The organism is Janthinobacterium sp. HH104, assembly GCF_001758715.1.
Taxonomy (GTDB): Bacteria; Pseudomonadota; Gammaproteobacteria; order Burkholderiales; family Burkholderiaceae_D; genus Janthinobacterium; species Janthinobacterium aestuarii.
Genome location: NZ_LRIB01000043.1, coordinates 123,486 through 148,530 on the forward strand (window position 1 = coordinate 123,486; position 25,045 = coordinate 148,530).

Here is a 25,045-nt window from a genome sequence, read left to right on the forward strand (position 1 = left end):
CGGTTCATTTAAGGGGCGGTATTAGGAAAAAAGCGTAGGTATCCAGCGATGTCAGGTCCGCCTCCAGCACTTTTGTCTTTTGGATGGAGTCGGCCTTCGTTGACTGCTACCTCTTCAAAGTCAAACGGACTGATTCCTTCCAGGCAGGCTACATTGATCCCGAATTGATCGGGTTTTGACCGGCGTTGGTGATGTGTGTATATCCCGCATTTTGAGCAGAAATAGTGCTTCGCTTGCATGGTGTGAAACTGATAGAGGGTGAGCAATTCCTCTCCAGAAGTGATCTCTATATCCTGAAGCGCCGCAGAAACCGCTATCGCACCGCGCATGCGGCAATAGGAGCAATTGCAGCGCCTTGCTGTCTTGAGTCCGTCGCTAAGTCGAACTTGAAATCTTACAGATCCACAATGGCATGAACCTCGTAACTTCCCATCATTACTGTTCATTTTTTTCCTTTCAATGACGGCTTATGGCCGTTCAATCAAAGACAATCCGCTGCCCCACCTCGAATTGATTCTCATGGCAATAAAACACGATAAGCGGCGTGTCCTTCGAATAGATCATCGCGTCGTCACGTGACGGCACAAAAATATCCGACCAGTTCTCGATCAGGAACGCACTGCTGCAGACGAAGCATTCGTCTTCTCCAAACACCACGACGACCTGCTGAATTCCCGGCATACGGGCACGTAACCAGCTGCTTGCGGCGGCCACATCGTCTCCGAAGGCGAGCCGCTCGATTGAGTCAACGGTGTCAACGTTCAAGCCCAGATGCGTCTTCGAGTCATGAAGGCCGACCAAATCATAGGCACGGCGAGCTTCCTCGGCATCCAGCCAGACAATATCGGCCGAGTGATGCTGTAGCTCCTGAATCCTCCAATGTGTTGCATTCATAATTTTCAAAATCTAAGGGCTCTTGGCCAGCGTTTCTAGGGTAGCATCGTGCCCAGGTGTGGATACATGCCTTGTCATTTGTTTGTATAGCCAGAATGCAATTATATTGATATTAATAGGGAGATACCCACTGATGCAAATCGAAGAAAGCATCCACATTGCAGTCCCGCCCACGGCCGTCGATCAGATTTGGAGCGAGGTTGACCGATGGCATCAGTGGGATCCGGATACAAAGCAAGCCCGGCTCAATGGGCCATTTGCGGTGGGCACACATGGCCGTATCGTTCCCAGCAAGGGGATGGGCATTCCCATGCTCGTCACGGAGCGCTCCGCGGGCCGCTCGTTCACCGTCGAAGGCTACATCCCTTTGTTCCGCATCCATTTCGAGCACACGGTGGTTGCCGCAGATGGCGGATCGGAAGTCGTTCACCGCGTGTGGTTTACGGGAGCGCTTGCCTTTTTGTTCGGGCCAGGCGTTGCCAGGCAAGTCCGGGACGGGCTTCCCAGGACGATGCGCTCGCTCAAGGCCTATGCCGAGAAGCGCAACGAGACTCCCCATGATGGTGAAGCGGCGGGGCCAGCGCGACAACAGCCTGATAGATAGTTTCCCCTCGTCAATTCCTTGCAAACTGCCGCGTCAAATTAACGTGCCGTTCCCCTCATGATGGAATACAATTCTTGCGTGGCAGCCAGCTTGCCTGGCAATGCCGGGCACGGCGCCTTTGACCTCGGAAAGATGTTTGCTTATGACTCTGCAGTTCCCCCTGCCGAATGTACCTCTTGCGCCTTGCGCGCCATCGAGTCGGTCCCAGCCACTCGGCTCCCTGTTTGCCCTGACCCTGTTCTGCCTGATTCCAGCCGCGTCCGTGATGGCGGCTGCGCCCGCCAGCAGCAGCGTCATGCTGGAAGAGCTGACGAGCACGGAGTTGCGCAGCCGTATCGACCACGGCGCCACGACCGTGTTGGTGCCGATAGGTGGCGTCGAGCAGAGCGGGCCGTATATCGCGCTGGGCAAGCACAATGTGCGCGCCGGGCTGCTGGCGCGGCAGATTGCGCAAAAGCTGGGCAATACCATCGTCGCACCCGTCGTTTCCTATGTGCCCGAAGGCGCGATTGCTCCGCCGGCCGGCCACATGCGTTTTGCCGGCACGATCTCGATACCGCCCGCCGCTTTCGAAGCCGTGCTGGAGGGGGCGGCCGCCAGCCTGCGCCAGCATGGTTTCCGCGACATCATCTTTCTCGGCGACCATGGCGGCTATCAAAAGAACGAACAGAACGTAGCCAACAAGCTCAACCGTGCCTGGGGCAAAGCCGCCACCGCCAAGGATGCGCGCGCTTACGCCTTGCTCGACTACTATGACATCACGCAATCGGCGTATATTGCCGAACTGCAAAAGCGTGGCCACAGCAGCGCCGAGATCGGCCTGCATGCGGGCTTGGCGGACGCGGCGCTGATGCTGGCGACGGCCCCGTCGCTGGTGCGCAGTGAGGCCATGGCGCACGGGCCGAAGCCCGGCGTGGCGGACGGCGTGCGCGGCGATGCCTCGCGGGCGACGGCGGAGCTGGGCCAGATCGGTATCAAGCTGCAGGTGGACACGTCGGTGGCTGCCATCAAGCAGCTGCTGCAACGTACTAAATAATTCCGCTGGAAGTGCTGAACTTCCGGCTTTTGCAACGAAACGACGCGAAATTACATGAAAAAATCTCAACGACGCACCATCGTCACCTTGTCCGCCCTGGCTGCCGCATTGGCCGGCCTGGGCGTGGCCAGCCAGGTCATCGGCGCCAGCACGCCGGCCCCGGCCGCCGTAGCGCCGGCCGCCGCCTATTCGCCGCTGCCGGGCATGCCGCCGCTGGTGGATCCGAAAAACGTGTACGGCAGCATCGCCGGCAGCAATATGAGCCCCGTCGTCAAGGATCATTTGCGCCGGGTCTACGTGCCCAATCTGCGCTCGAACGATGTGTACGTGATCGACCAGGAGAGCCTGAAAGTGGTCGACAAGTTCAAGGTCGGCAGCGGCCCGCAGCACGTCGTGCCGTCGTGGGACTTGCGCACCCTGTGGGTGGCGAACAATGCCGAGCGCACGGACAAGGGTAGTCTGACGCCAATCGACCCGTTGACGGGCAAGCCGGGCAAGGAAGTGCCCGTCGATGACCCCTACAATATGTACTACACGCCCGATGGCAAGTCCGCCATCGTCGTGGCCGAAGCGCGCCACCGCCTCGATTTCCGCGATCCGAAGACCATGGCCGTGCAGTATTCGATCGACACGCCCCAGTGCGGCGGCATCAACCATGCGGACTTTTCGAATGACGGCCGCTACGCCATGTTCACCTGCGAGTTCGACGGCACCATCGCCAAGATCGACCTGGTGGGCCGCAAGGTCGACGGCTACCTGAAATTGCAGATGCCGGCCAAGCGCTTTGCCGAGTCCGGTCCCGTGGGCGGCCCGGCGAATGAAATCTGCAGCGTCAAGAAAGGCATGCCGCAAGACATACGGATCTCGCCGGATGGCAAGAAATTCTTTATCGCCGACATGGACGCCGACGGCGTGCACATCGTCGATGGCGCCACCCTGAAGGAAATCGGCTTCATCCAGACGGGCGTGGGCGCGCACGGCCTGTACCCTAGCCGTGACGGCAAGAAATTGTACGTGGCCAACCGCGGCACGCACCGCATCCATGGCAAGCCGAAGGGCAAGGGCAGCGTCAGCGTGATCGATTTCGCCACGGAAAAAGTCGTGTCGAACTGGCCGATTCCCGGCGGCGGCAGCCCCGACATGGGCAATGTGTCCGCCGACGGCAAATATCTGTGGCTGTCCGGCCGTTTCGACGACGTGGTCTACCGCATCGATACGAACAGTGGCGACGTTGCCAAGGTCAAAGTCGGCCAGGAGCCGCACGGCCTGACCGTGTGGCCGCAGCCGGGCCGCTATTCGCTCGGCCATACGGGCAACCTGCGCTAGGCTGGCGCATGGTGCTTCCTGGAGTAACTGCGGCGGATATACAGTCGTGATTGCCTAAAAGGCAATATTGGCGCATACTGTATTTTCCATTCCACTACCTCCAGGGAGCACCATTATGATTCTTGATCACATCGGTTTGAATGTCAGCGATGCACAGGCCAGCAAGGCCTTCTTTTCGGCCGCTCTGGCGCCCTTGGGCGTATCGGTGGTGATGGAAGAGCAGGGCTGGGTTGGCATGGGCAAGGATGGCAAGCCCGATTTCTGGTTCGGCGTGGGCGACAAGCCGCATGCCGGCATGCATCTGGCCTTCGCGGCGGACAACCGTGGCCAGGTGGACGCATTCTACAAGGCCGCGCTGGAAGCGGGCGGCAAGGATAATGGCGCGCCAGGCATCCGCGCCCTGTACCACCCGAATTACTATGGCGCTTTCGTGCTGGGGCCCGATGGCCACAATGTCGAAGCCGTCTGCCACCGTCCCGAGCCTTGACGCCGGGCATTACCTGAAGAGAGCAGCATGAAGCACAGCGCCACCCTGTTCGCCGACGATGCCGGCCGCTATGCCTACGTCAAAGCGGGTTTTTCCTGGCCGGCCCTGTTCCTGGGCTCGTTCTGGGCCGTCGCCAAGCGCCGCTGGTGGCTGTTGCTGCTCATGCTGGCGATGGATGCCTGCCTGTGGTTTGGCAGTCATCTCGCCACCGGAATGCGCATCGGCCCGATGATGCTGCTGATGGCGGGCGCGGAACTCAGTTACCTGCTGGCGCGCGGCTGGTATGGCAACCGCTGGCTGGAAGCCTCGTTGCGCAGCCATGGTTACAAGCCCGTTGTGCCGGGCACGGGCGCCGTTGGCTGAGCCTGCCTGGCACAAATTTCCCCCTCTGTTACTGACGTTTGCCAAGGGCAGGCTGTCCAGTACAAACTTTCTGCGCTGCCTGGCGCACCTTTGATCCAGATCATCCCTCACCTGCGGTGCTCACGTAGCCTTGGGACTCGCGTTGCAAAGCATCTTCCCACCAACCGGATATGTTTTTTCGCGTTTCGTGGCGTAGCCCGGCCGTCTGCCTATCCGTTCGACAGCCGGTGGTGCCGCCATATCTCCACCCAACCGCTATTTAATGAGGAACTCCATGTATCCATATTCCCGTAGTGTTACCCCCGCCGCCAAAAACCACCTGGAAGCACAACTGGCTTTCTTCAATGGCCTGTCGAAGTCGCTGTTTCAATCGATGCAGCAGTTCAGTGACCTGAATATGCAACTGGCGCAAGGCTTGCTGGAAGAAACCACGGTCACCAGCCAGAACCTGCTGACGGTCGAGCGCGCTGAAGATGCGTTCCAGGTGGCTGCCGCATCGGGCCAGCCAGCCGCCGAGCAATTGCGCAAGTACCAGCAACAGGTGTCGCGCCTGGCCGCCGATACGCAGGTCGAACTGGCCAATGTGGCAGAGCGTCATGTGAATGAAACGAGCCGTACCGCCAAGGCCCTGGCCGAAGAAGTGGCCCGCACCGCTTCGGAAGAAACGGAGAAAAACGTGCGCAAGCAGCAGGAAGCGATGCAGCGCATGGCCGAACCGTTCCAGGCTTATCAGCAAAACGGCGCCAACCGCGACCAGCAACGTGGTGCGCAAAGCCGTGACGGTCAAAGCCTGCAAAGCGCGAGCCACCAGGGCAGCCAGCAGTCGGCCGGCAGCGAAGGCTCGGCCAGCGGCAGCGCTTCGCAAGCGGGCTCTGCACAAAGCAAGAGCGGCGCCAGCCGCAAAGAGTAAGCACGAGGCTGCTTGCAGCTGAGCCGCATCGCGAGGGCCGAGCCTTGCTATGCGGCCAGCCGGCACGCGGCATCGTGCGTATTGATCCGGGCAGAGCGCCCGCCCTTCACGGGGCGGGCGTTTTGTCGTAGGCGTGCGGCTCAGGCGCCGGCGTGGCCGCGCCAGGTACGTGAGGCTGCAAGGCTATGCCTGCCGGCAAGGCTGCATTGGACAAGACCGCGGACAAGACTGTAGACGAGGCCGCGTCACCGCTCCCGGTCCCGCTGTTCGCATCGATGAAGGCGCTGACGGCATCCAGGGTAGGCGCCAGCCTGCGCAAGGGGCGGGCCAGCGTGGCGACCAGGGTGGCGTGGCCCACGTGGTCGAAATAGGTTTCCGTCACGGGCCGGTGCAGCGCCCGCAAGGCGCTGGCCAGGCCGCCCGTGTTGCGTTGCGGATTGACCAGCTTGTCCTTGCCGGGCAGCGGGGCGATCAGCAGGGCGGGCGGGGCGTCGGCCGTCACATGGTGGATGGGCTGCGAAGCTGCGGGCGTGTCCGGGTAAAAGAAGACGGGCCGGGTCGTGGTGTTTTCGATGGGCAGGAAATCATAGGGGCCGGCCAGGCCTATCCAGCCCCGCAAGTCGTGCGGACGCATGCCGTGGCGCGCCAGCAGGCTGGCGTCGAGCGCCAGCATGGCCGCATTGTAGGCGCCGGCGCTATGGCCCATGACGAACAGGCGCGTCGGGTCGCCCCCATGGCGGCGCGATTCCATCGCGGCCCAGGCCACGGCGCGGGCCGCATCCTGCAAGATCTCGGGGTAGTGCACGTCCGGATACAACCGGTAATCGGCGATCACGGCCAGGTAGCCGCGCGCAGCGAGCGCGTGGCCGACGAAGGCATAGTCGGCGCGTTCGCCCGTCGTCCAGTTGCCGCCATAAAAGAACACCACGACGGGCACGGGTCCCGTGCGGGTCTTGGGGGCATACACATCGAGCTTCTGCCGTGGCAGGGGGCCGTAGGCCAGGCCCCGCGTCACTTGCGAGGCGCTGCCGGACGACAAGGCATTGATGGCGGTCAAGGGCGAGCAGGCGGCCAGGCCGGCAGCGAGCGGTATGGCCGCCAGCACGCCGAGCAGGGTGGTGCGCAGGATCGTCATGCAAGCTCCCGATGGTGGTGGATGATGCTTGCAGTGTAGGCCAGGCTGGGCAGGGCGCACACGGGGAAGTTGCTTTCTAACATAGATAAATGTTGCATGTGTCAATCAATCCTGTAACAGCCATTTGCGCGCCGTGGCGATGACGGCGTCCGACAGGGTGCGCGTGAGGGGCGTCTGGATATCCCAGGCATGCCAGGTCAGGGGCACGTCGAGCGCTTGCCCGGCCGCCACATCGATGAGCCTGCCGGCGGCCAGCGCCGTTTCCGCCTGCAGCAAGGGCACCATGCCGTAAGCATAGCCCGCTTCGATGAAGCGCACGAAGTCGCGCGCCGAACCGAGCACATGGTGCGGATAGCGGCCCGTGTAGCCGAGCCGGTGCTGCAGGTAGCGCTCGTGCAGCGCATCCTTGCTGCCAAACGTGATGGCGGGCGCCTGGCTGACGGCTTTCACCGTAAAGCCATGGGGAAACCACTGCTGCGCGAACCCTGGTGAGGCCACGCACAGGTAGCGCATGCCGCCCAGCGGCGTGGCCGTGGTACCGGCCACCAGGTCGTTGGCGCTGGTGACGCAGGCAAACACGCGCCCTTCGCGCAGCTGGCTCAGAGTGTGGTCCTGGTCGTCGAGGCGGATATCGAGCAGGCAGGACGGCGGCAATAGCAGCGGCCCCAGCGCTTCCGGAATCCAGGTGGCGGCGCTGTCGGCGTTGACGGCGATGGCCAGCGCCGGCAATTGCGTGGTGGGGCCGGGCTGGGCGTCGAGCGCCGCTTCGAGCAGCTTGACTTGGCGGTAGTGAGCGATCAGGCGCTGGCCCGCTTCCGTCGGCAGGGGCGGGTGGCTGCGGATGATCAGCAGGGTGCCTTCCAGATTTTCCAGGGTGCGGATGCGCTGCGACACGGCCGGCTGGCTGATCGCCAGCGCCTGCGCGGCCTTTTCAAAGCTTCCCAGTCCGATCACGGCGTCGAGGGCGGCCAATCCACGGTAATCGACGACACGCATAAGTTTCTCTTATATATGGTTAGAATCATTCATTATACTTATATTTACTTTTTCTTTACACTGTTGAAATAGGGTAACAACTCCACTCTGCCGCGCGGTCCTCCTGGTTCCGCACCACCCTCCACCTACCTCTGATGACTTTGCCTTTGCCGGCAGAGCGTGGGCGGCCGTGCGCGTGATGGAAAGCAATAAAGGAATCGATATGGACAGCGCAATCTTCTTGAAAGGTATGGGGCTCGGCGCGAGCCTGATCGTGGCCATCGGCACGCAAAACGCCTTCTTGCTCAAACAGGGCTTGAAGCGCCACTACGTGCTCACCTGTATTCTGGTCTGCCTCGTGTGCGACGCGATGCTGATCACGGCCGGCGTGGCCGGCATGGGCACCTTCATCGCCGACAACCCGAATTTCCTGCTGTGGGCCAAGGCCGGCGGCGCCACGTTCCTGATCGCCTACGGCTTACGCGCGGCCAAGTCCGCCTGGCGCCCAACGGCCCTGACGGTGTCGGCCGCCAAGTCGCCCGAAGGCTACTGGGCCGTGATCGGCGCGGCGCTGGCGTTCAGCCTGCTGAACCCGCACGCCTTCCTCGACACGGTCATCCTGCTCGGCTCGATCGGCGGCCAGCATGAAGGCGTGGGACGCTTCTACTTCGCCGGCGGCGCCATCATGGCATCAGCCCTGTGGTTCTTCCTGCTGGGCTTTGGCGCCCGCTACCTGGCGCCCGTGTTTGCCAAGCCCATGGCCTGGCGCGTGCTCGACGGCATCATTGCCCTCGTCATGTGGGCCATCGCCGCCTCGCTGTTCCTGTAAGCGGGACAAGCGCCGCAGCCTGCCTGCGGCGCGCGGCAATTCCCCGTAGAATAGCCGTCAACTTGACGCTATGCTTTCAGGAATGCCATGACCACCACGCCAGACTCCCTGCACATCGTGTGCCCCCATTGCGACGCCGTCAACCGCTTGCCGGCTGCGCGGCTCGCAGAACAGCCTACGTGCGGCAAGTGCCAGAAGGATTTATTCACGGGCCAGCCCGTGGACCTGGCCAGCGCCCGTTTCCTCAAGCATATCGAACGCAGCGACATTCCCGTGCTGGTCGATTTCTGGGCGCCGTGGTGCGGCCCGTGCCGCAGCATGGCGCCATTCTATGTCCAGGCTACCAGGACCCTGGAGCCGGCGTTCCGCGTCGTCAAGGTGAATACGGAAGCGTCGCCGGACCTGGGCAGCCGTTTCAATATCCGCAGCATTCCCACTCTGGCCCTGTTTCGCAGGGGCGTGGAAGTGGCGCGCCAGCCGGGCGCCATCGATGCGAATGCCATCGTCGCGTGGGCGAGGGATAAAGCCCGTCTTTGAGCAGCAAGGAAAGCCTTCGCGGTTTTCCATTTGACATTTAATATGGTGCCATATTATATTGCGCCATATGATAAAACTCGAACAGAAATACACGGCATTGCTCGGTGACGTGCAGCGCCGCGCCAGCGGTCTCGACATGATGCAGTCCTTGGCGCGCTTGCGCCTGTGTTTTGAAGTGCTGGGTCTGGCGTCCGCCATCGATGGCGATTGTGCCGCGCGCCTGGGCCGGCATGGCTTGTCGGAAGGCAAGTTTGTCTTGCTGTCCCTGTTGCGCGATGTGCAAGACGGACTTTCTCCGCACGCACTGGCCGAGCGGGCAGGCGTAACGCGCGGCACCATCACGGGCTTGCTCGACGGCATGGAACGCGACGGTTTCCTCGCGCGCCATCCTGACCAGCTTGATAGGCGCAAGCTGCTGGTGCGCCTGAGTCCCAAGGGAGAAATGGCCGCCGCGACCCTGGTCGACGAGCACGCGCAATGGATCGCCAGCCTGTTTGCCGATTTCACGCCGGCAGAAATGCAGTTGTTGAGCGCGCTGCTGGAAAAAGCCTGGCGCAAGACGGACCGGGGTGCCGCATGAGCCGCGGCGTCGCCGACATCGCGCCCGCGCGCCTGGCCCTGCTGAACGGGGGCAATGTGCCCAGCGCCACCCTGACGGAAGGGCTGGCCATCGATTTCGCCCAGCTGCTGGCCGCGGCCGTGCCCGGTATTGGCGCCGCCCACCTGGAGCAGATGCGCGCGCTGGCGGCAGACGGCATCACCAGGCGCATGGCGCTGGCGGCGCAATTGCTGCTTGACGCACAAGTTGACCTGGCGCAGTTGCAAGCCCACCCATCCGACACGGTACGCGGCTGGGTCTGCTTTGCCATCGCCGCCCAGGCTGGATTGAGCTTGCCGCAGCGGCTGGCCGCCATGCGGCCGCTGGCCGACGATGGCCACTTTGGCGTGCGTGAATGGGCCTGGCTGGCGCTGCGTCCCCATCTGGCGGCGCATCTTGACGAGGCAATCACCTTGCTGGCGCCGTGGACGGCGGACCCGTCGGAACGGGTGCGCCGCTTTGCCTGCGAAGCGCTGCGTCCGCGCGGCGTGTGGTGCGCGCATATCGCCCGGTTAACAGCGCAGCCGCAGCTGGCCTTGCCCCTGCTGCAGCCTTTGCGCGCCGACCCGGCCATCTATGTGCAGGATTCCGTGGCCAACTGGCTCAACGATGCGGCGAAGACTCAGCCGGACTGGGTGCGCAGCCTGTGCGGGCAATGGCTGCAGGAAAGCCCCGCTGCCGCGACGCAACGCATCTGCAAGCGCGCCCAGCGCTCGCTTTCTTAATCCTTTGGAGGACAAACATGCATTACCTGTTAGAACTATACAGCCCGAAACCGGCCTGGCTGGCCCTCGATGGCACCGCGCGCCAGGCGTATTTCGACAGGGTCGGCGCCGGCATGGCGGCCTTGTCCGGCCTGGGCGCCGAAGCGCTGGCCATGGGCGCCATCGATGGCGGCAAGCTGCACGCGGCTGCCCAGCAATTCTATGCCGTCTGGCGCTTCCCGGACGGGGCGGCACTGGACGCCTTGCTGGCGGGCATCGCCGGCACGGGCTGGCATGATTACTTCGACACCATCAACGCGGCTGGCACGGCCGTGGATTTCCCTGGCCACCTGGCGCAGCTGGCCGCAGTTTAAGCGTACGGCGTTTTCCTTGCCGCTGCGGTAAAGTTGGCATTTCCATCCGAACACTGACGTTGATGCCAACCAAACTGCTCTCCACCCTGTTGCTTGCCCTGGCGCCCATGCTGGCGTCAGCAGTCCCTGCCACCCCGCAAGCCCTCGTCGCCGCCGCCCGCAAGCAGGTGGGCGTGACCGTGCAGTACGATCCGCGCTATGAACGGCTCGCCTATCCGGGCGGCGACGTGCCGCTCGAGCGGGGCGTGTGCACGGACGTGGTCGTGCGCGCTTACCGCCAGCTGGGGCAGGATTTGCAGGTGCTCGTACACGAAGACATGCGCAAGGCGTGGCAGGTGTACCAGCAGCAGGGACGCTGGCAGATGAAGGGACCGGACCGCAATATCGACCACCGCCGCGTGCCGAACCTGGGCACCTACTTTGCCCGCCACGGCACCAGCCTGCCGCCAAGCAAGGAACAGAAGGCCTACCGCGCGGGCGACATCGTCACGTGGCGCCTGCCGGGCAACCTCACGCACATCGGCATCGTCAGCGACAAACAGTCGTTGGGCGGTGTGCCGCTCATCATCCACAACATCGGCGAGGGCGCGCGCGAGGAGAATATTCTGTTCAGCTATCCGATCACGGGACACTACCGCTGGCAGCCGCGCTGACGGATACGGGCGCTATTTCCTGCAGGATCGCCAGCACCTTGGCCAGCGCCGTGTCGATATCGAGCTTGTCGATGGCGCCATAGCCGAGGAACAGGCCTTCATGGCGGGCGGGGCCATGGTAAAAGCTGGCCAGCGCATACAGGCTGATGTCGGCCTGGCGCGCGCGGCGCTGCAATTCAGCGATATCGAGCGGCGCCTGGGCCAGGGCCGCCACGTGAAAGCCGGCGCTGGCCGGCACCAGGCGGAACCACGGCGCCAGCGGACCGTTGAACCAGTGCAGCAGACGCTCGCGCCGCCCCGCATAGATATCGTGGCAGCGCCGGATGTGGCGCAGCAAATGGCCGTCGCCGATGAACTTGGCCAGCGCATGCTGGCCCAGGCTGGCCGTATGGCAATCGCTCAGGTATTTTACCGTCTGCACGGCGGCCACGATGGCTTGCGGCAGCACCACATAGCCGAGCCGCAGTTCCGGCAGCATGATCTTGGAAAAGCTGCCCACATGCGCGACGATGCCGTAGCGGTCCATGCTTTGCAGCGCATCCTCGGGCCGGCCCTCGTAGCGGAACGCGCTGTCGTAATCGTCCTCGATGATGATGGCACCCAGCTGTTGCGCCCGCTCCAGCAAGGCGTGACGGCGCGCCATGCTCATCGGCATACCCAGCGGGAATTGATGCGCGGGCGTGACATAGATCAGCCGCGTGCCGTCCGGAATTTGCCCGACGATCAGGCCATCCTCGTCCACTTCAATGCCCACCACGCGCGCGCCCTGGCTGGCGAACACGGCGCGCGCCACCGGGTAGCCGGGTTCTTCCACGGCAACCGTGTCGCCTGGTTCCAGCAAGGTTTGCGCCAGCAGGTGCAAAGCTTGCTGCGCGCCGCTGGTGACGAGCACCTGTTCCTCGGTGCAATGGATGCCGCGGCTGAAGGCGGCATGGCCGGCAATCGCCGCGCGCAAGGCGGGCAAGCCTTCCACGGGGCCATAACGGCCACGCGCCTGGCCACCCTGGCGCAGCGCGTGCAGCATGCAGGCGCGCCATTCATCCTGCGGGAAGTGCGCGGGCGTGGCACGTCCGCCGATAAAGGCGTAGCGCGCCGGCGTTTCCTGGCTGGCGCGGCGCAAGGGCGTGGGCGTCGCTTCCCAGCGGGCGATGCGCTGCGCGCTGGCCAGCGGCGCGCTGGCGTGGCGGCGCTGCGGCGAGGCGTGCGGCGTTTGCACGAAGCTGCCCACGCCCACTTTGCCGACCAGCAGTTTTTCATAGCCGAGTTTGTCATACACGTCGGACACCGTCTTGCGCGACAGGCCCAACTGGCTGGCCAGCAGGCGCGAGGGTGGCAATTGCTGGCCGTCCGTCAGCCGGCCCGAGCGGATGGCTTCGCTGAGCTGGCGGTACAGCTGGCCGCCCAGGTCGCGCGTGCCGTCGATCAGGATATGTAATTCCATGGTGTGTCTGCTGGTGGTCTGCTGTTTTTCGGGGAGATTGGCCTGCCGCACGTACTTCTTGCGCTTCTACAATGATGCATCTCTACTTTATCAAGGAATGCCATCATGACACAGCAACGACTCGATTTCATGCAAGCCTCGCCCGATGCCATCAAGGCCATGTACGGGCTGGAAGCGGCGATCGCCAAGCTGGGCGTCGAACACTCGCTGCTCGAGCTGATCCGCCTGCGCGCCTCGCAAATCAATGGCTGCGCCTTTTGCGTGGACATGCACACGAGCGACGCGCGCAAGGCGGGCGAAACGGAGCGCCGCTTGTATGCCGTGTCCGTCTGGCGCGAAACGCCGTTCTTCACGCCGCGCGAGCGGGCCGTGCTGGCCTGGACGGAAGCGCTGACCCTGCTGCCGCAGAACCATGCATCCGATGAAGACTATGCGGCGCTGGCGGAACAATTGACGCCGGCGGAAATGGTCAACGTGACCTTGGCCATCGGCTCCATCAATACCTGGAACCGCCTGGCCGTGGGCTTTCGCAAGATGCCGGAATAAGTTCTTTGTTCGTTCGCGAACAGACGCATGGCTTGCCCCTGCGTAGGCTGGCAGGACGATTGATCAGCCAGGGAGCAGCCATGCAAGTACCTATCGGGGAGGGCGCCGACAAGACGCCCGAGCAACAGGAAGAAGCGCGCCGCGAATTCATCGCCGAACTGTGGCGGCGTTTCGAAGCCTTGCAGGAGTGGGCTGTCAGCCACTGGCCCGACCAGCAGCACCCGCTCAGTTCGGCAGACTTCGTTGAGACGCGCAAGGAGATATTGAGTCTGCGTTCGCCGGCGGGGTCGTTGAACCAGCCGTCGCAAAAGGATGAAGCGGAACCGGAGCAGGGCGGGGCGCAGTACCTGGATGTGACGCCAGCGCCTTGGCCGTAGGTCGGATTGGCGCTTGCGCGTAATCCGACGTCACCCGTCAACAATGTTGTCGGATTATGGCCCTCCGGGCCTAATCCGACCTACGCGTTGCTCTTCCCTTGAGCAAACACCCAGCAAACCAAACTCACCAGCAACCCCGCCATCACGCCATACGCCAGGTTCAAGGCGCTGTCGAACAGCAGCGGCGCCACCAGGCCCGAGACGAGGGCGAACAGCAGCATCTGGATGAACGATTGCATCGACGACGCCAGTCCGCTGTTGTTGGGGAAGTGGTTGAGCGCCATCAGGGTCATCGGCGGCATGGCGATCGACAGGGCGAACGAGTAGAAGAACAGCGGCAGCACGGCCCACGGCACTTCGGCGGCAAAGACATAGTTGTAGCCGATGTTGGCGGCGGCCGCCACCAGCATCAATATGAAACCGGCCCAGATCATCTGGCGCTGGCTGTAGCGGTGGGCGATTTTCGCCGACAGGGCCGAACCGAACACCATGCCGCTGATCAGGGGAATGAACAGCCAGGCAAACGCTGTTTCCGGCAGATGCAGGATATTGATGATGAAGTAGGCGGCCGAACCGATGTACAGCGCGAAGCCGCCAAAGGCGGCGCCGATGGCTGTCGACAGCAGCAGGAACTGGCGGTGGCACAGCACTTTCCAGTAATTGACGGCGATGTCGCCAAGGTGGAAGGCGTGGCGCTGTTCCTTCGGCAAGCTTTCCGGCAGCGCGCGCCAGACGACGACGAACATCAGCACGCCGAACGCCGTGAGGAACCAGAAGATCCAGCGCCATCCCAGGCCCACCTGCAGCCAGCCGCCCAGCACGGGCGCGATGGCCGGCGCCAGCGCGAACACCATCATGATGTGCGAGAGGATTTTTTGCGCGGCGGCGCCCGAATAGCGGTCTTGCACGATGGCGCGGCCAATGACGGAACCGGCGCCCGCCGAGAGTCCCTGCAGCACGCGCCAGGCCAGCAGCCAGCCCAGCGACGGCGCCAGCGCGGCGCCCACGGAGGCGATCACATACAGCACCAGCGAGACGAGAATCACGGGACGGCGGCCGAACGAGTCGGACAGGGTGCCGTAAAACAGCATCATGAAAGCGAACGTGAACAGGAAAAAGCTCAGGGTTTGCTGCACCAGCAGGGGGCTGGCATTGAAATCTTGCACGATGGCGGGGAACGACGGCAGATAGGTGTCAATTGCAAGCGGTCCGACCATCGCCAGGCCCGCCAAAATCCATGTTAATAATTTAGTCATGTTGAAGAGTGTTTTTGTTAGTCCGTCATTTTACGCTAGTGGCAACAATCGGGTTTGATCGCAGGCCGCCACGTGATCTATATGCGTTTTTCGCATATTGAATCTTGAAATTCTTCGTTTGAATCGCCATGCCTGGCCGCTAAGCTTGGGCGACCCGGCTTGTTTGCCATTTTTGGAAGTGATACGCCATGCACAGCATTTATCCAGCGGCGCCCGCCGACGACACGGCCCAGTGGAACCTGGGGCCCGTGATCCAGGCCTTGCGCAGCTCGCGCGAAGACAAGCACAAGATCCGCCATAACGGCAGGGTGCGCGAACTGCCGTCGCGCGAAGCGCTCACCACCATCGTCAACGGCCTGTCGGCGGCCCTGTTCCCCACGCATTACGGGCGGCCCAACCTGACGGATGAAAGCATCGATTACTTTGTCGGCGACACCCTCAACACCACCTTGAACCGCCTCAGCGAACAGGTGCGGCGCGGCTTGCTGTTCTCGGTGCCGGCCGGCGATGAGGGTGATGCCGCCAGCGACGATGCGGCCCTGGCGCAGCAGGCGCGCGACATCACGCGCGCCTTCGCCGCCAGCCTGCCCGACATCCGCGCCTTGCTCGTGTCGGACGTGCAGGCCGCCTATGCGGGCGACCCGGCCGCCACCTCGGTGGCCGAGATCATGCTGTGCTATCCGGGCACCATCGCCATCCTGTACCACCGCCTGGCGCACCGCCTGCATGCGCTCGGTGCGCCGTTCCTGGCGCGCCTGATCGCCGACATCGCGCATACCCTGACGGGCATCGACATTCACCCGGGCGCGCACATCGGCGCCTCCTTTTTCATCGACCATGGCACGGGCGTCGTGATCGGCGAGACGGCCATCATCGGCCAGCGGGTGCGCCTGTACCAGGCCGTCACCCTGGGCGCCAAGCGTTTTCCGGCGGATGCTTCCGGTGCGCTGATCAAGGGCACGCCGCGCCACCCCATCGTCGAGGACGACGTGGTCATATACGCGGGCGCGACCGTGCTGGGGCGCATCACCATCGGCGCGGGGTCGACTATCGGGGGGAATGTGTGGCTGACGCAGAGCGTGCCGGCTAACAGCAATGTATCGCAGGCGCAGATGCGTAACGATTGAAGAGTGGCCGAGAAAATGTCCATGGCGGCGTTGCAGCGCCTTGGCGTACTAGCGTACTGCCTGCGGCGCCGCGCCTTGCCCTGAACGTTTTTCGATCACTCTTCATGCCAGGAGATAGTCCTGGCCTTGTAGTTACTTACTTCACCGTCAGCACTTCATACCGCGCCACTGGCACGCCATCCTTCAGCAGCAGCAATTCCTGGTCGGCGTAGCGGTAGCCATTGACTTCGCCCAGGGTGCTCAAGAGCAGGCGCTCGAGGTCCATGTCCTGCGGCTGGCACATCATCATGGTGCCGGCCATTTGTCCAAAGTTCAAGGTGCTGACGCCATCGCTGGTGTAGCCGCCCATCATCTGGTTGCAGCCGCTGTTGCCGCTGGCGCGGCCATCAGCCAGCTGCAGGGTCACTTCGCGCTGCTCGGGCGCCTTGCGCACCACTTGCTTGCCCTTCAATTCCTTCAGCTTCCACTGCGTGCCCGTCAGCTTCGGCGCCGGCTTGGCGGGCGAGGTGGCGCCAGGCCCGGCGGCGGCAGCATCGCTGCGCACGGGCGTTTGCGCGCAGCCGGCCGTGATGGCGACGATGGCGGCGAGGGGAATCAGTCTGGCGAGTGTGAACATGGTATTTCCTGGTTAAGGTGATAAATGATAGCCGCCAGCGTAGCAGATCGGTGCCGCGCCAGCGTGCACGGTTGACAAGCTCGCTGGCAAGTTCACTGCTGTTTTTCCTGTTCCAGGCGGGACTCGAGCACGGTGCGCGCCGCCGCCACATAGGCGCGGCAAGCCTGCGGGTCGACAAACGCCTCGCTGCCGGCCGTGGTGCTCGCTTCCAGCCTTTCCCACAATTGGGACGCTTCCGGGTGGGCCGAGATCAGCACGTCGCACGGCAGTTTTTCCAGGGTCTCGAAGCTGTGGCGCAAGTCCGCCACCGCGTTCGGATATTCGCTGCTGGCGCTGAACTTGAAGCCGGGACGCGAAACGGCGTTGAGGCTGTCCGCATAGACCATGTTCAGGCAGCGGGGGCCGTCGCACGATTGCCACGTCCAACTCAGGCCTCCGGGCGTGTGGCCCGGCGTGGCGTGCGCCGTCAGGTTGACGGGACCGACGTTGAACTGGCCGCCGTCGCGCGCCAGGCGCATGTCCTTGACGGGCGGGTACTTGGGCAGCGCGTGGTATTGCGGATCGTCCGGGCCCACTTCGCCCGACGCCAGGTCCAGCGCGGCCGACGGGCTGGCCGCCACCAGCGCATCGCTGCGCCGCTGCAGTTCGGCCAGGCCGCCCGCATGGTCGATATGGCCGTGCGAATTGAGGATCAGTTTCACATCCTCGATGCGAAAGCCCAGGATGGCGATATTGGCGATGATCTTGGGCGCCGACTCCGGCAAGCCGCCGTCCATCAGCACATGGCCCTGCGGCGACGTCACCAGCACGGAGCTGAGACCTTTCACTCCCACATAATAGGTATTGCCGAAGATGCGGAACGGCGCCTGGTCCGCGTTCCAGATGGCGCAGACATCGCAGCCCGGCGTCTGTGCCTGGGCGACGGGGCTGGCCAACAGAAGCGCCAGCGCCAGCGCCGGCGCGCGTGTAAGTGTGAGGGGCATTGCGATCCTTATCCGTGTTGCCAAGGTGGCGTATGCTGACATGGAACGGGGCTAGACGCAAACGTCACAACGATGCGGGCGGCGCATCGCCAGTGTCCTTGTACACCAGTTCGATCAGGGTATCGTCCGCATAGCGGGTATCGCCCACGGGGGCCAGGAAGGACGTGCCGCCATTTTTCACCTGCAGCGCGACGCGGCGCTCCCCATCGAGCAGGGTGGCGCTGGCGATGGCCGGATCGCTGTGCGTGCCCATCTTGAGCGCGTCGGCGGAACACCAGTCGGTGGTGCGCAGCTTGGTGGCGACCAAGGTGCGTATCAAAAATGGGGTCTCTTTCTTGGCGATGGCGACCGTCACCTGGCATTGCAGGCGCAAGTCGCCCAGGCGGCGCATGCCGGGCGGCACACCGTCGCTGCGGACGCTGGCCTGCCAGCGGAACTGGCCTTGCTTCCTGTTGGTGACCAGGTCCGCATCTTCGCTGTCGGCTTGCGCGCTGCGGGGCAGCACAAAGCTGCCATTGGCCGACAGGGGTACGGGGATAGTGGTGTCGTTGCCGGCGATGCGCAAGGTCACGTCCTGCATGGCGTCCGCCGGAGCGTCGGGTCCTGGAATCAGTTGGAAGCGCACTTCGCGCGCCTTGGGCGCCAGTGCATGGTAGTTGTCAAAGGCATCGAGGCCCGCCGCCATCACGCGGTAGGATTTCAATTCCGGATTGCGGATGCTGTTGACGTGGATGGACTGGCCGGTGTCGGCCGGCGCATCGGCGTGCGCCGCGCTGTGGCCGAGGGCCAGGATGGCGAGGGCGGTAAGGAAAAAAAGGTGCACGTAGCCGCCTGTTTGTTTTTAACATGGCAAGCTAACATGAATGGCAAGGCTTGTCACTGGGGCGGCGAGCCAGCCTCAGATCGCGTGCGCGGCGTGCAGTTCGTCGAGGATGGTCTCCTTCAATTGCGCCTGCGCTGCCGGCGTGCGCAGGCGGGGGCGGGGTGCGGCCACGTCGTAATGGGCGCGCGGCGGTCCGGCGCGCGTATCGAGCATGACGATGCGGTCGCTCAGGTACAGCGCTTCATCGATATCGTGCGTCACCAGCAGCACGCTCAAACCATGGCGCGCGGCGACGGCGGCCAGCAAGTCCTGCAGCTTCATGCGTGTAAAAGCGTCGACGGCGGAAAACGGTTCGTCCAGCAGCAGGATGCGGGGCTGGCCGAACAGGCCGCGGGCAATCGCCGCGCGCTGCGCCTGGCCGCCCGACAGCTGCTTGGGCAGGCTGTGCGCATGGCCTTGCAAGCCTACTTCCTCCAGCAGTTGCGCGACCCTGGGATCGTCTGCGCCACCGGCACCGAGGCCGAAGGCGATGTTTTGTGCCACCGTCAGCCAGGGAAACAAACGCGGTTCCTGGAAGATCAGGCCGATGTCGGCGTGCACGCCCGCCAGCGGCTTGCCACCCAGGCGCAATGTGCCGCGAAAGTCCGTATCGAGCCCCGCCACGATGGACAGCAGGCTGCTCTTGCCGCAGCCGCTGGCGCCGATCAGGCTGACGATCTCGCCCTGGCGCAGCTGCAATTGGAGGTTATGCAGCGCGCGCCGCGCGCCATAGGATTTGTCATGGATGGCAATGTCAAGCAGGGCAGTCATGCGTGGAGGCTTTCGTCAGGTGGTGGCATAGCTGTCGCGCCAGGCGAGCAAACGGGTTTCCAGGCGCCGCATCAGGCTGTCGCTGGCCTTGCCCAGCAAGGCCAGCAGCACGATGGCGGCCAGCACGATGTCGGCGCGGCTCGTTTCGCGCCCGTCGCTGAGCAGATAGCCGAGGCCCTGGCTGGCGGCGATCAGTTCTGCCGCCACCATGAACATCCAGGCCAGGCTCAAACCATTGCGCAGGCCTGTGAAGATGGCGGGCAGGGCGGCCGGCAGCAGCACGCGCCGCGCCAGCGCGGGACGGCTCAAACGGTACATGCGCGCCGCGTCGATCAGCTTGCGGTCCACGTCGCGGATGCCCGACGCCACGCCCATGTAGACGGGGAAGAAGGCGCCGATGCCGATCAGTACCAGCTTGGGCGCTTCATCGATGCCCAGCCACAGCAGCAGCAAGGGCACCCAGGCCAGAGAGGGAATCGCGCGCAGGGCCTGGAACGTGGGGTCGAGCAGCGCCTCCAGCGTGCGGTTCAAGCCCACGGCCGCGCCGAGCACGATGGCCAGCAGCGCGCCGCCCGCAAAGCCGATGGCCACGCGTGTGGTACTGGCCAGCACGTGGCCGGCCAGGCCCTGGCGTGCCAGGTCGGCGATGGTGGTGGCGATGTCGCTGGGCGCCGGCAGCAGGTTGGCGGGGATGGCGCCCGCGCGCACGCCCAGTTCCGCCGCCAGCAGCGCCAGGGTGGGCAGCAGCAGGCCAAGCGCCGCGCGCGGCAAGGGAGGAAGCTTGCGCCGGACGCCGGTCGCGTTGGCCTGTACCGGTGCGGCGAGCGTGTCTCTGGCCATGACCGCTTACGCTTTGCCGATGAAGGGGGCGGCGAAGCGCGTGTCGACCAGGTCCGCGATGGCGCGGTTCAAGTCGGCGCCCGGCTTGACCAGCGCTTCATCGACGAGGATGGGCGCGGCCACCAGCAGGGCTTTCACATGTTCGTTCGACGGCTGCGGATTGCTGAAGTCACTGCGCAGCTTCACCTGCAGCAGCGCCACCGGCAGGCTGACCTTGGCTTCCTCCGACAGGATCTTCGCCGCCTCGGCCGGATAGGCGCGTATCCAGGCGCGCGCCCGTTCGTAGGCCTGGATCACCTTGCCCACTTCGGCGGGGCGGCTGGCGAGGAATTCCTCGCGCACGTTCAGAAAGCCGTAGGTGTTGAAGGCCACGTTGCGGTAGATCAGACGCGACCCCGCTTCCAGTTCGCTGGCGGCCATGTGCGGATCGAGGCCGGCCCAGGCATCGACCTTGCCCTGCTCCAGCGCCGCGCGGCCATCGGCATGCTGCAGGCTCACGTGTTCGATATCGCCGCGTTTCAGTCCCGCCGTCTTCAATGCGCGCAGCAGGAACAGATACGGGTCGGTGCCCTTGGTGGCGGCCACCTTCTTGCCTTTCAAGTCGGCGAGGCTGCGGATGGGGCTATCCTTGCGCACCACCAGCGCCGTCCATTCGGGACGCGAAAAAATATACGGCGCGCGGATAGGATTGCCGTTGGCGCGCGCCAGCAGGGCGGCCAGACCGGCGCTCGAACCGATGTCGATGCTGTTGGCGTTCAGGTATTCGAGCGCGCGGTTGCTGCCCGCGCTGAGCACCCACTTGATGCTGGTACCGTCCGGCTTGAACGCTTCTTCCAGCCAGCCGAAGCGGCGCAGCACCAGGCTGGCGGGCGAATAATAGGCGTAATCGAGGCGCAGCTCCTTCAGCGGCGCTTGCGCGGCGGCGCGGGTGAGGCCGGGCAAGGCGGTGAAGGCGGTGAAGGCGGCGCCGCTGGCGGCCAGTTGCAAGATGGTTCTGCGTTTCATGGTGTCCTTGAATGGGGAATCGGATATGTCAGGCCGCTGCCAGGGCGTCGGCGGCGGGTGCGATGCTGACCAGGCGTCCCGCGTGATCGGCAGGCAGGCGCGGGCCCTGGCCGAAGACCTTGTGCCGCAAGCTGCCTTCCTCGTAATGGGTGCGGTAGCGGCCGCGCCGTTGCAGTTCCGGCACGATGTGGGCCACCACATCGGCCATGCTGTCGTGCGCGACGGCGAAGGCGAGGTTGAAACCGTCGATGCCCGTTTCATCGAGCCAGCTTTCCAGCTGGTCGGCCACCTGGCGCGCATCGCCCACCAGCACGGGGCCGCGCCCGCCCAGGCCGATGTATTCGGCTGCCTCGCGCACCGTCCACGTGCGATCCGGGTCAGCCTGGCTGAACGAGGCCAGCGCCGAGCGGCCGGCCGGGGAATCGATGTAGTCGATGGTGGCGTCGAGCGGGTAGCGGCTGAAATCGACGCCCGTCCATCCCGATAGCAGCACGAGGGCCGCCTCGATATTCACGTGGCGCAGGTAGTCGGCGTGCTTGGCGCGCGCTTCTTCTTCCGTGGCGCCCGTGATGACGAGCGCCTGCGCGTAGATCAGCAGCGCGTCGCCATCGCGCCCGCTTTGCCGCACGGCGGCGCGCAAGTCGTCCGCGTAGCGTTTCACCACCGTCTTGCTGGGGCCACTGACAAAGGTCGCTTCCGCATGGCGCGCCGCGAAGCGCGTGCCGCGTGGCGAGGTGCCCGCCTGGTACAGCAGGGGCGTGCGCTGGGGCGAAGGCTCGCACAAATGGATGCCGGGCACCTGGTAGTGGCGCCCGGCATGGTTGATCGGATGTACCTTGGCCGGATCGGCGTAGATGCCGCGCGCCTTGTCGTTGACGACGGCGTCGTCATCCCAGCTTTTTTCCCACAGCTTGTAGACGACGTCGAGGTATTCGTCGGCCAGGTCGTAGCGCTCGTCGTGGCCCAATTGCTGGCTCAAGCCCAGGTTGCGCGCCGCGCTGTCTAAATAGCCGGTGACGATATTCCAGCCGATGCGTCCACCCGTCAGGTGATCGAGCGTGGAGATGCGCCGCGCGAACGTGTACGGATGTTCATAGGTGAGGGCGCAGGTGACGCCGAAACCCAGGTGCGTGGTGGCCTGCGCCATGATGGGCACAAGCGCCAGCGGATCGTTCAGCGGCACTTGCACGCCGTGTTCCAGGGCCGCATCGAGGCTGCCCCGGTACACGTCGTACACGCCCAGCACGTCGGCCAGGAACACCGCGTCGAACAGGCCCGCTTCCAGCAGCTGCGCCAGTTCCGTCCAGTGCTGCGGGTCGGTATAGCGGTGGCTGCGGTCGCGCGCATGCGTCCACAGCCCCGGCGACTGGTGGCCGACGGTGTTCATCTGGAAGGCATTGAAGCGTATCGTCTTTGCCATGGCTTATTTGGCTGCCGTCTGCAACGCTTGCTGGTAATCGGGTTTTGAATAGCCGGCAAAGTGCTTGTTCGTGATGTCGAGGAATTCGCGCGAGCGGTAGGCGGCCGCCAGGTCTTTCGCGAACTGCTTGTCCTTGTCGGCCGTGCGGACGGCCACCAGGTTGATGTAGTTGGGCGAGATTTTCTCGGCCACCAGCGCCTCCGTCAGTTTCAGTCCCGAGGCCAGCGCGTAATTGCCATTGATGAAGGAGTAATCGGTGTCGCCCAGCGAGCGTGGCAGTTGCGCCGCTTCCAGCGGCAGCAGCTTGATTTTCTTCGCGTTGACGGCGATATCCTTTTCCGACGCGCGCACGGGGTCGAAGCTGGGGCGCAGCTTGATCCATCCCAGCTGGTCGAGCAGCACCAGTGCGCGCGCCTGGTTGGTCGGATCGTTTGGCAAGCCCACCGTCGTGCCTTCCTTCACGTCGTCCAGCGTCTTGTGCTTCTTGCTGTAGATGGCAATCGGCGCCGTGGGGATCGTGATCAGGTCCGTCAGGGCCAGCTTGTGTTCCAGCGCGAATTTCTTCAGGTAGACGATGTGCTGGAAGACGTTGGCGTCGAGCGAACCCTCGGCCAGCGCGAAGTTCGGCTGGATGTAGTCATTGAACTCCACCAGCTTGACCTTGTAGCCCTGTTTTTCCAGGATAGGCTTGATGCCCAGCTTGATCTGGTCCGCATACGGCCCGGCGCTGGTGCCGATGGTGATGTCTTTCGGGTCCTTGGCGTGGACGAAGCCGCCGGCCAGGGCGAGTGACAGGGCGGTGAGGATGATGCTGCGGCGGGCGATGGTCATGTTAACTCCTGCATAATGAAGAACTGGGGTCAGACCCGCCGGGTCTGACCCCGGAAGTCCGCTAAATAGCCTGCGGCGTGAATGTATCGATTCGCCAGGCCGTGGTTTTACGAATACGCCGTCGGCTCGGGCACCGTGCCTGTCAAGGCAAAGCGTCCCAGGTCGCGCAGCTTGTAGTCGATGGGGTCGTGCAGGGTATGCACGCGCACGTTGCGCCAGTAGCGGTCGTAGCCATACTGGGCCGAGGTGGAACGGGCACCCGTCAGTTCGAACATCTGGCTGCTGATCTCGAGTCCCGCCTTGTGCGCCAGGCACTTGGCTTCAGCCACGGCCACGGCCAGCAAGCCCCGTTCGCGCGCCGTCACCAGCGCGCCCTTGCGGAACACTTTTTCCAGTTCCTGCGCCGCCAAGTCGGCCAGCACTTGCGCGGGGCGCAGCAACAGCCACAGCTGGCCATAGCGGTGCTGCACCAAAGGGTCGTCCGCTGCCTTGGCCACGCCCGAGGCAAACCAGGCTTTCGCCTGTTCGTCCGTGTACTGGCGCGCCGCCTCGAACGCGCCTTCGGCGATGCCCAGATAGAGGTTGCTCATGATCAGTTGCGCGATCTGCGAGCGCACGGTCGCTTGCGGCGTGGGGGCCTGCGCGGGCGCCTGCAGCACGAGGTCGCGCGGCAGGGCGACATTCTGGAAGTGCACGTTGCCGCTATCCGTCTGGCGCTGGCCGAAGGCGTCCCAGTCCGCCTGCACAGTGATGCCATCCTGGCGCGTGGGCAAGGCGGCGATCAGCGCCGTCTGTGTGGGCGCGTGCCAGGCGGAGACGGTCAGCCAGTCGGACCCCACGGAACCTGAAGAAAAGCTCTTGATGCCGTCGAGGATATAGCCGTCGCCGCTGTCGCTGGCCGTGACCCGTTTGTCGAGCGGGTTCAAGGCATTGCCCCAGAACAGGCGCTCGTCGACGGTCAAGGTGAGCAGGCGGCGCTGCTGCTGCGCGCTGCCATACAGCTGCAAGCCGGCCAGCTGCAAATGGTGGAAGCCGAAGACGTGCGCGAGCGCGCTGTCGGCGCGCGCCAGGATGCGGATCACCTCGTACACGAGGGGCCACGACGCGCCCTGGCCGCCGAATTCCACGGGGATCGACAGGGTCAGCAAGCCGGACTCGCGCAGCCATTCGCGTTCCTGCGCCGCATGGCCGCCGGCCTGGTCGCGGGCATTGGCCGTTTCGGCCAGGCGCGCGGCCAGCGACGTGGCGATGCTGATGGCGTCCTGCAGGGGTTCCGGCACAGGCGGCTGGGGACGGGCGGCATGGAGAAAAACGCTAGACATGAGTGAGATTCCAGAAAGACGATGACGCCGATATTGCACCGCTCCGCGTGCGCCGTACACGAAGAAAACCGCGCATGGATATGCGAAAAAAGGCATGCGGGGACCTGCGCCTTCGCTTGCGGGGCGTCAGGCCCGGATAGTCAAAAAACGCATATCGAAGCGCGAAAGCATTCGTTTTACTGGGCTTCTGATGGCGATAGGCTGCAAGCATCCGAACAACGCC

General features: G+C 64.1%; 30 protein-coding genes. 15 read left to right on the forward strand and 15 right to left on the reverse strand.

Features of this window, described 5'->3' with window-relative positions; genetic code table 11:
• Positions 1-8: 8 nt before the first annotated feature.
• Positions 9-446, reverse strand: coding sequence for a GFA family protein (locus JAB6_RS28570; RefSeq protein ID WP_083292857.1), 438 nt, complete (start codon positions 444-446; stop codon positions 9-11).
• Between the two features lie 31 nt (positions 447-477).
• Complete coding sequence (locus JAB6_RS20365) at positions 478-894, reverse strand: hypothetical protein (RefSeq protein ID WP_070304288.1); 417 nt, start codon at positions 892-894, stop codon at positions 478-480.
• A 133-nt stretch (positions 895-1,027) separates the two neighbouring features.
• On the opposite strand from JAB6_RS20365, the gene JAB6_RS20370 reads away from it, so the two are divergent.
• From JAB6_RS20370 to phaP, 6 genes are all read left to right on the forward strand, one after another.
• The gene (locus JAB6_RS20370) at positions 1,028-1,498 is read left to right on the forward strand and encodes an SRPBCC family protein (protein ID WP_070304289.1); all 471 of its coding nucleotides are present in this window, start codon (positions 1,028-1,030) and stop codon (positions 1,496-1,498) included.
• 142 nt (positions 1,499-1,640) lie between these two features.
• A complete protein-coding gene (locus JAB6_RS20375) occupies positions 1,641-2,534 on the forward strand; it encodes a creatininase family protein (protein WP_368072929.1) in 894 nt (297 codons plus the stop codon).
• Positions 2,535-2,588: 54 nt separating this feature from the next.
• Positions 2,589-3,860: a YncE family protein gene (locus tag JAB6_RS20380; protein ID WP_070304291.1), complete on the forward strand. Its 1,272-nt coding sequence runs from the start codon at positions 2,589-2,591 to the stop codon at positions 3,858-3,860.
• Between the two features lie 115 nt (positions 3,861-3,975).
• Complete coding sequence (locus JAB6_RS20385) at positions 3,976-4,347, forward strand: VOC family protein (protein ID WP_080698767.1); 372 nt, start codon at positions 3,976-3,978, stop codon at positions 4,345-4,347.
• 27 nt (positions 4,348-4,374) lie between these two features.
• Positions 4,375-4,710 carry a hypothetical protein gene (locus JAB6_RS20390; protein ID WP_051991844.1) on the forward strand — a complete coding sequence of 112 codons (336 nt, stop codon included), beginning with the start codon at positions 4,375-4,377 and terminating at the stop codon, positions 4,708-4,710.
• A gap of 274 nt (positions 4,711-4,984) precedes the next feature.
• Positions 4,985-5,620 (forward strand): TIGR01841 family phasin, encoded by a 636-nt coding sequence (gene phaP / locus JAB6_RS20395; protein ID WP_034757122.1) that lies wholly within the window; start codon positions 4,985-4,987, stop codon positions 5,618-5,620.
• A gap of 106 nt (positions 5,621-5,726) precedes the next feature.
• On the opposite strand, the gene JAB6_RS20400 is transcribed toward phaP, so the two are convergent.
• Both JAB6_RS20400 and JAB6_RS20405 read right to left on the reverse strand, forming a co-directional pair.
• Positions 5,727-6,755 carry an alpha/beta hydrolase gene (locus JAB6_RS20400; RefSeq protein ID WP_254671717.1) on the reverse strand — a complete coding sequence of 343 codons (1,029 nt, stop codon included), beginning with the start codon at positions 6,753-6,755 and terminating at the stop codon, positions 5,727-5,729.
• A 105-nt stretch (positions 6,756-6,860) separates the two neighbouring features.
• Positions 6,861-7,751, reverse strand: a complete 891-nt coding sequence (locus JAB6_RS20405) for a LysR family transcriptional regulator ArgP (protein WP_070304292.1) — start codon at positions 7,749-7,751, stop codon at positions 6,861-6,863.
• Positions 7,752-7,953: 202 nt separating this feature from the next.
• On the opposite strand from JAB6_RS20405, the gene JAB6_RS20410 reads away from it, so the two are divergent.
• The 6 genes from JAB6_RS20410 (at position 7,954) to JAB6_RS20435 (ending at position 11,425) form a co-directional block, all read left to right on the forward strand.
• Complete coding sequence (locus tag JAB6_RS20410; RefSeq protein ID WP_034757131.1) at positions 7,954-8,559, forward strand: LysE/ArgO family amino acid transporter; 606 nt, start codon at positions 7,954-7,956, stop codon at positions 8,557-8,559.
• 87 nt (positions 8,560-8,646) lie between these two features.
• Positions 8,647-9,096 (forward strand): thioredoxin TrxC, encoded by a 450-nt coding sequence (gene trxC, locus JAB6_RS20415; protein ID WP_046683653.1) that lies wholly within the window; start codon positions 8,647-8,649, stop codon positions 9,094-9,096.
• Between the two features lie 70 nt (positions 9,097-9,166).
• Entirely contained in the window at positions 9,167-9,676 is a 510-nt protein-coding gene (locus tag JAB6_RS20420) for a MarR family winged helix-turn-helix transcriptional regulator (protein ID WP_217494648.1), read from the forward strand.
• Positions 9,673-10,419 carry a HEAT repeat domain-containing protein gene (locus JAB6_RS20425; protein WP_070304294.1) on the forward strand — a complete coding sequence of 249 codons (747 nt, stop codon included), beginning with the start codon at positions 9,673-9,675 and terminating at the stop codon, positions 10,417-10,419. The genes JAB6_RS20420 and JAB6_RS20425 overlap by 4 nt, the downstream gene beginning before the upstream one ends.
• A 17-nt stretch (positions 10,420-10,436) precedes the next feature.
• Entirely contained in the window at positions 10,437-10,772 is a 336-nt protein-coding gene (locus JAB6_RS20430; protein WP_070304295.1) for a DUF6616 family protein, read from the forward strand.
• A gap of 62 nt (positions 10,773-10,834) precedes the next feature.
• A complete protein-coding gene (locus tag JAB6_RS20435) occupies positions 10,835-11,425 on the forward strand; it encodes a DUF1287 domain-containing protein (RefSeq protein WP_070304296.1) in 591 nt (196 codons plus the stop codon).
• Here JAB6_RS20435 and JAB6_RS20440 read toward each other — a convergent pair.
• Positions 11,394-12,866: a PLP-dependent aminotransferase family protein gene (locus JAB6_RS20440; RefSeq protein WP_051991846.1), complete on the reverse strand. Its 1,473-nt coding sequence runs from the start codon at positions 12,864-12,866 to the stop codon at positions 11,394-11,396. The genes JAB6_RS20435 and JAB6_RS20440 overlap by 32 nt on opposite strands.
• Positions 12,867-12,971: 105 nt before the next feature.
• Here JAB6_RS20440 and JAB6_RS20445 point away from each other — a divergent pair, with 105 nt between their 5' ends.
• Together JAB6_RS20445 and JAB6_RS20450 are read left to right on the forward strand one after the other, a co-directional pair.
• Positions 12,972-13,412, forward strand: coding sequence for a carboxymuconolactone decarboxylase family protein (locus JAB6_RS20445; RefSeq protein ID WP_070304297.1), 441 nt, complete (start codon positions 12,972-12,974; stop codon positions 13,410-13,412).
• A gap of 80 nt (positions 13,413-13,492) precedes the next feature.
• Entirely contained in the window at positions 13,493-13,789 is a 297-nt protein-coding gene (locus JAB6_RS20450) for a hypothetical protein (protein ID WP_051991917.1), read from the forward strand.
• A gap of 80 nt (positions 13,790-13,869) precedes the next feature.
• On the opposite strand, the gene JAB6_RS20455 is transcribed toward JAB6_RS20450, so the two are convergent.
• On the reverse strand, positions 13,870-15,045 hold the full coding sequence (locus JAB6_RS20455; RefSeq protein WP_070304298.1) for a multidrug effflux MFS transporter: 1,176 nt from the start codon (positions 15,043-15,045) through the stop codon (positions 13,870-13,872).
• Positions 15,046-15,233: 188 nt separating this feature from the next.
• On the opposite strand from JAB6_RS20455, the gene epsC reads away from it, so the two are divergent.
• Entirely contained in the window at positions 15,234-16,172 is a 939-nt protein-coding gene (gene epsC / locus JAB6_RS20460) for a serine O-acetyltransferase EpsC (protein WP_052140419.1), read from the forward strand.
• Between the two features lie 136 nt (positions 16,173-16,308).
• On the opposite strand, the gene JAB6_RS20465 is transcribed toward epsC, so the two are convergent.
• The 9 genes from JAB6_RS20465 to JAB6_RS20505 all read right to left on the reverse strand — a co-directional run bounded on the left by JAB6_RS20465 (position 16,309) and on the right by JAB6_RS20505 (position 24,822).
• Positions 16,309-16,788 (reverse strand): META domain-containing protein, encoded by a 480-nt coding sequence (locus JAB6_RS20465; RefSeq protein ID WP_070304299.1) that lies wholly within the window; start codon positions 16,786-16,788, stop codon positions 16,309-16,311.
• Between the two features lie 92 nt (positions 16,789-16,880).
• Complete coding sequence (bla, locus tag JAB6_RS20470) at positions 16,881-17,771, reverse strand: subclass B3 metallo-beta-lactamase (protein WP_070304300.1); 891 nt, start codon at positions 17,769-17,771, stop codon at positions 16,881-16,883.
• Between the two features lie 64 nt (positions 17,772-17,835).
• Entirely contained in the window at positions 17,836-18,594 is a 759-nt protein-coding gene (locus JAB6_RS20475) for a hypothetical protein (RefSeq protein ID WP_058047950.1), read from the reverse strand.
• A gap of 75 nt (positions 18,595-18,669) precedes the next feature.
• On the reverse strand, positions 18,670-19,404 hold the full coding sequence (locus JAB6_RS20480; RefSeq protein WP_070304301.1) for an ABC transporter ATP-binding protein: 735 nt from the start codon (positions 19,402-19,404) through the stop codon (positions 18,670-18,672).
• Between the two features lie 15 nt (positions 19,405-19,419).
• Positions 19,420-20,244, reverse strand: coding sequence for an ABC transporter permease (locus JAB6_RS20485; protein ID WP_070304302.1), 825 nt, complete (start codon positions 20,242-20,244; stop codon positions 19,420-19,422).
• 6 nt (positions 20,245-20,250) lie between these two features.
• Entirely contained in the window at positions 20,251-21,249 is a 999-nt protein-coding gene (locus tag JAB6_RS20490; protein WP_070304303.1) for an aliphatic sulfonate ABC transporter substrate-binding protein, read from the reverse strand.
• 28 nt (positions 21,250-21,277) lie between these two features.
• Complete coding sequence (locus tag JAB6_RS20495; RefSeq protein ID WP_070304304.1) at positions 21,278-22,669, reverse strand: LLM class flavin-dependent oxidoreductase; 1,392 nt, start codon at positions 22,667-22,669, stop codon at positions 21,278-21,280.
• 3 nt (positions 22,670-22,672) lie between these two features.
• Complete coding sequence (locus JAB6_RS20500) at positions 22,673-23,500, reverse strand: MetQ/NlpA family ABC transporter substrate-binding protein (protein WP_070304305.1); 828 nt, start codon at positions 23,498-23,500, stop codon at positions 22,673-22,675.
• 107 nt (positions 23,501-23,607) lie between these two features.
• Entirely contained in the window at positions 23,608-24,822 is a 1,215-nt protein-coding gene (locus tag JAB6_RS20505; RefSeq protein ID WP_070304306.1) for an acyl-CoA dehydrogenase family protein, read from the reverse strand.
• Between the last annotated feature and the right edge of the window lie 223 nt (positions 24,823-25,045).

Excerpts from the sequence above, each read along its gene's own strand:
- JAB6_RS28570 (WP_083292857.1), bottom strand. The coding sequence starts at position 446 with ATGAACAGTAATGATGGGAAGTTACGAGGTTCATGCCATTGTGGATCT.
- JAB6_RS20365 (WP_070304288.1), bottom strand. The coding sequence starts at position 894 with ATGAATGCAACACATTGGAGGATTCAGGAGCTACAGCATCACTCGGCC.
- JAB6_RS20370 (WP_070304289.1), top strand. The coding sequence starts at position 1,028 with ATGCAAATCGAAGAAAGCATCCACATTGCAGTCCCGCCCACGGCCGTC.
- JAB6_RS20375 (WP_368072929.1), top strand. The coding sequence starts at position 1,641 with ATGACTCTGCAGTTCCCCCTGCCGAATGTACCTCTTGCGCCTTGCGCG.
- JAB6_RS20380 (WP_070304291.1), top strand. The coding sequence starts at position 2,589 with ATGAAAAAATCTCAACGACGCACCATCGTCACCTTGTCCGCCCTGGCT.
- JAB6_RS20385 (WP_080698767.1), top strand. The coding sequence starts at position 3,976 with ATGATTCTTGATCACATCGGTTTGAATGTCAGCGATGCACAGGCCAGC.
- JAB6_RS20390 (WP_051991844.1), top strand. The coding sequence starts at position 4,375 with ATGAAGCACAGCGCCACCCTGTTCGCCGACGATGCCGGCCGCTATGCC.
- phaP (WP_034757122.1), top strand. The coding sequence starts at position 4,985 with ATGTATCCATATTCCCGTAGTGTTACCCCCGCCGCCAAAAACCACCTG.
- JAB6_RS20400 (WP_254671717.1), bottom strand. The coding sequence starts at position 6,755 with ATGACGATCCTGCGCACCACCCTGCTCGGCGTGCTGGCGGCCATACCG.
- JAB6_RS20405 (WP_070304292.1), bottom strand. The coding sequence starts at position 7,751 with ATGCGTGTCGTCGATTACCGTGGATTGGCCGCCCTCGACGCCGTGATC.
- JAB6_RS20410 (WP_034757131.1), top strand. The coding sequence starts at position 7,954 with ATGGACAGCGCAATCTTCTTGAAAGGTATGGGGCTCGGCGCGAGCCTG.
- trxC (WP_046683653.1), top strand. The coding sequence starts at position 8,647 with ATGACCACCACGCCAGACTCCCTGCACATCGTGTGCCCCCATTGCGAC.
- JAB6_RS20425 (WP_070304294.1), top strand. The coding sequence starts at position 9,673 with ATGAGCCGCGGCGTCGCCGACATCGCGCCCGCGCGCCTGGCCCTGCTG.
- JAB6_RS20430 (WP_070304295.1), top strand. The coding sequence starts at position 10,437 with ATGCATTACCTGTTAGAACTATACAGCCCGAAACCGGCCTGGCTGGCC.
- JAB6_RS20435 (WP_070304296.1), top strand. The coding sequence starts at position 10,835 with ATGCCAACCAAACTGCTCTCCACCCTGTTGCTTGCCCTGGCGCCCATG.
- JAB6_RS20440 (WP_051991846.1), bottom strand. The coding sequence starts at position 12,866 with ATGGAATTACATATCCTGATCGACGGCACGCGCGACCTGGGCGGCCAG.
- JAB6_RS20445 (WP_070304297.1), top strand. The coding sequence starts at position 12,972 with ATGACACAGCAACGACTCGATTTCATGCAAGCCTCGCCCGATGCCATC.
- JAB6_RS20450 (WP_051991917.1), top strand. The coding sequence starts at position 13,493 with ATGCAAGTACCTATCGGGGAGGGCGCCGACAAGACGCCCGAGCAACAG.
- JAB6_RS20455 (WP_070304298.1), bottom strand. The coding sequence starts at position 15,045 with ATGACTAAATTATTAACATGGATTTTGGCGGGCCTGGCGATGGTCGGA.
- epsC (WP_052140419.1), top strand. The coding sequence starts at position 15,234 with ATGCACAGCATTTATCCAGCGGCGCCCGCCGACGACACGGCCCAGTGG.
- JAB6_RS20465 (WP_070304299.1), bottom strand. The coding sequence starts at position 16,788 with ATGTTCACACTCGCCAGACTGATTCCCCTCGCCGCCATCGTCGCCATC.
- bla (WP_070304300.1), bottom strand. The coding sequence starts at position 17,771 with ATGCCCCTCACACTTACACGCGCGCCGGCGCTGGCGCTGGCGCTTCTG.
- JAB6_RS20480 (WP_070304301.1), bottom strand. The coding sequence starts at position 19,404 with ATGACTGCCCTGCTTGACATTGCCATCCATGACAAATCCTATGGCGCG.
- JAB6_RS20485 (WP_070304302.1), bottom strand. The coding sequence starts at position 20,244 with ATGGCCAGAGACACGCTCGCCGCACCGGTACAGGCCAACGCGACCGGC.
- JAB6_RS20490 (WP_070304303.1), bottom strand. The coding sequence starts at position 21,249 with ATGAAACGCAGAACCATCTTGCAACTGGCCGCCAGCGGCGCCGCCTTC.
- JAB6_RS20495 (WP_070304304.1), bottom strand. The coding sequence starts at position 22,669 with ATGGCAAAGACGATACGCTTCAATGCCTTCCAGATGAACACCGTCGGC.
- JAB6_RS20500 (WP_070304305.1), bottom strand. The coding sequence starts at position 23,500 with ATGACCATCGCCCGCCGCAGCATCATCCTCACCGCCCTGTCACTCGCC.
- JAB6_RS20505 (WP_070304306.1), bottom strand. The coding sequence starts at position 24,822 with ATGTCTAGCGTTTTTCTCCATGCCGCCCGTCCCCAGCCGCCTGTGCCG.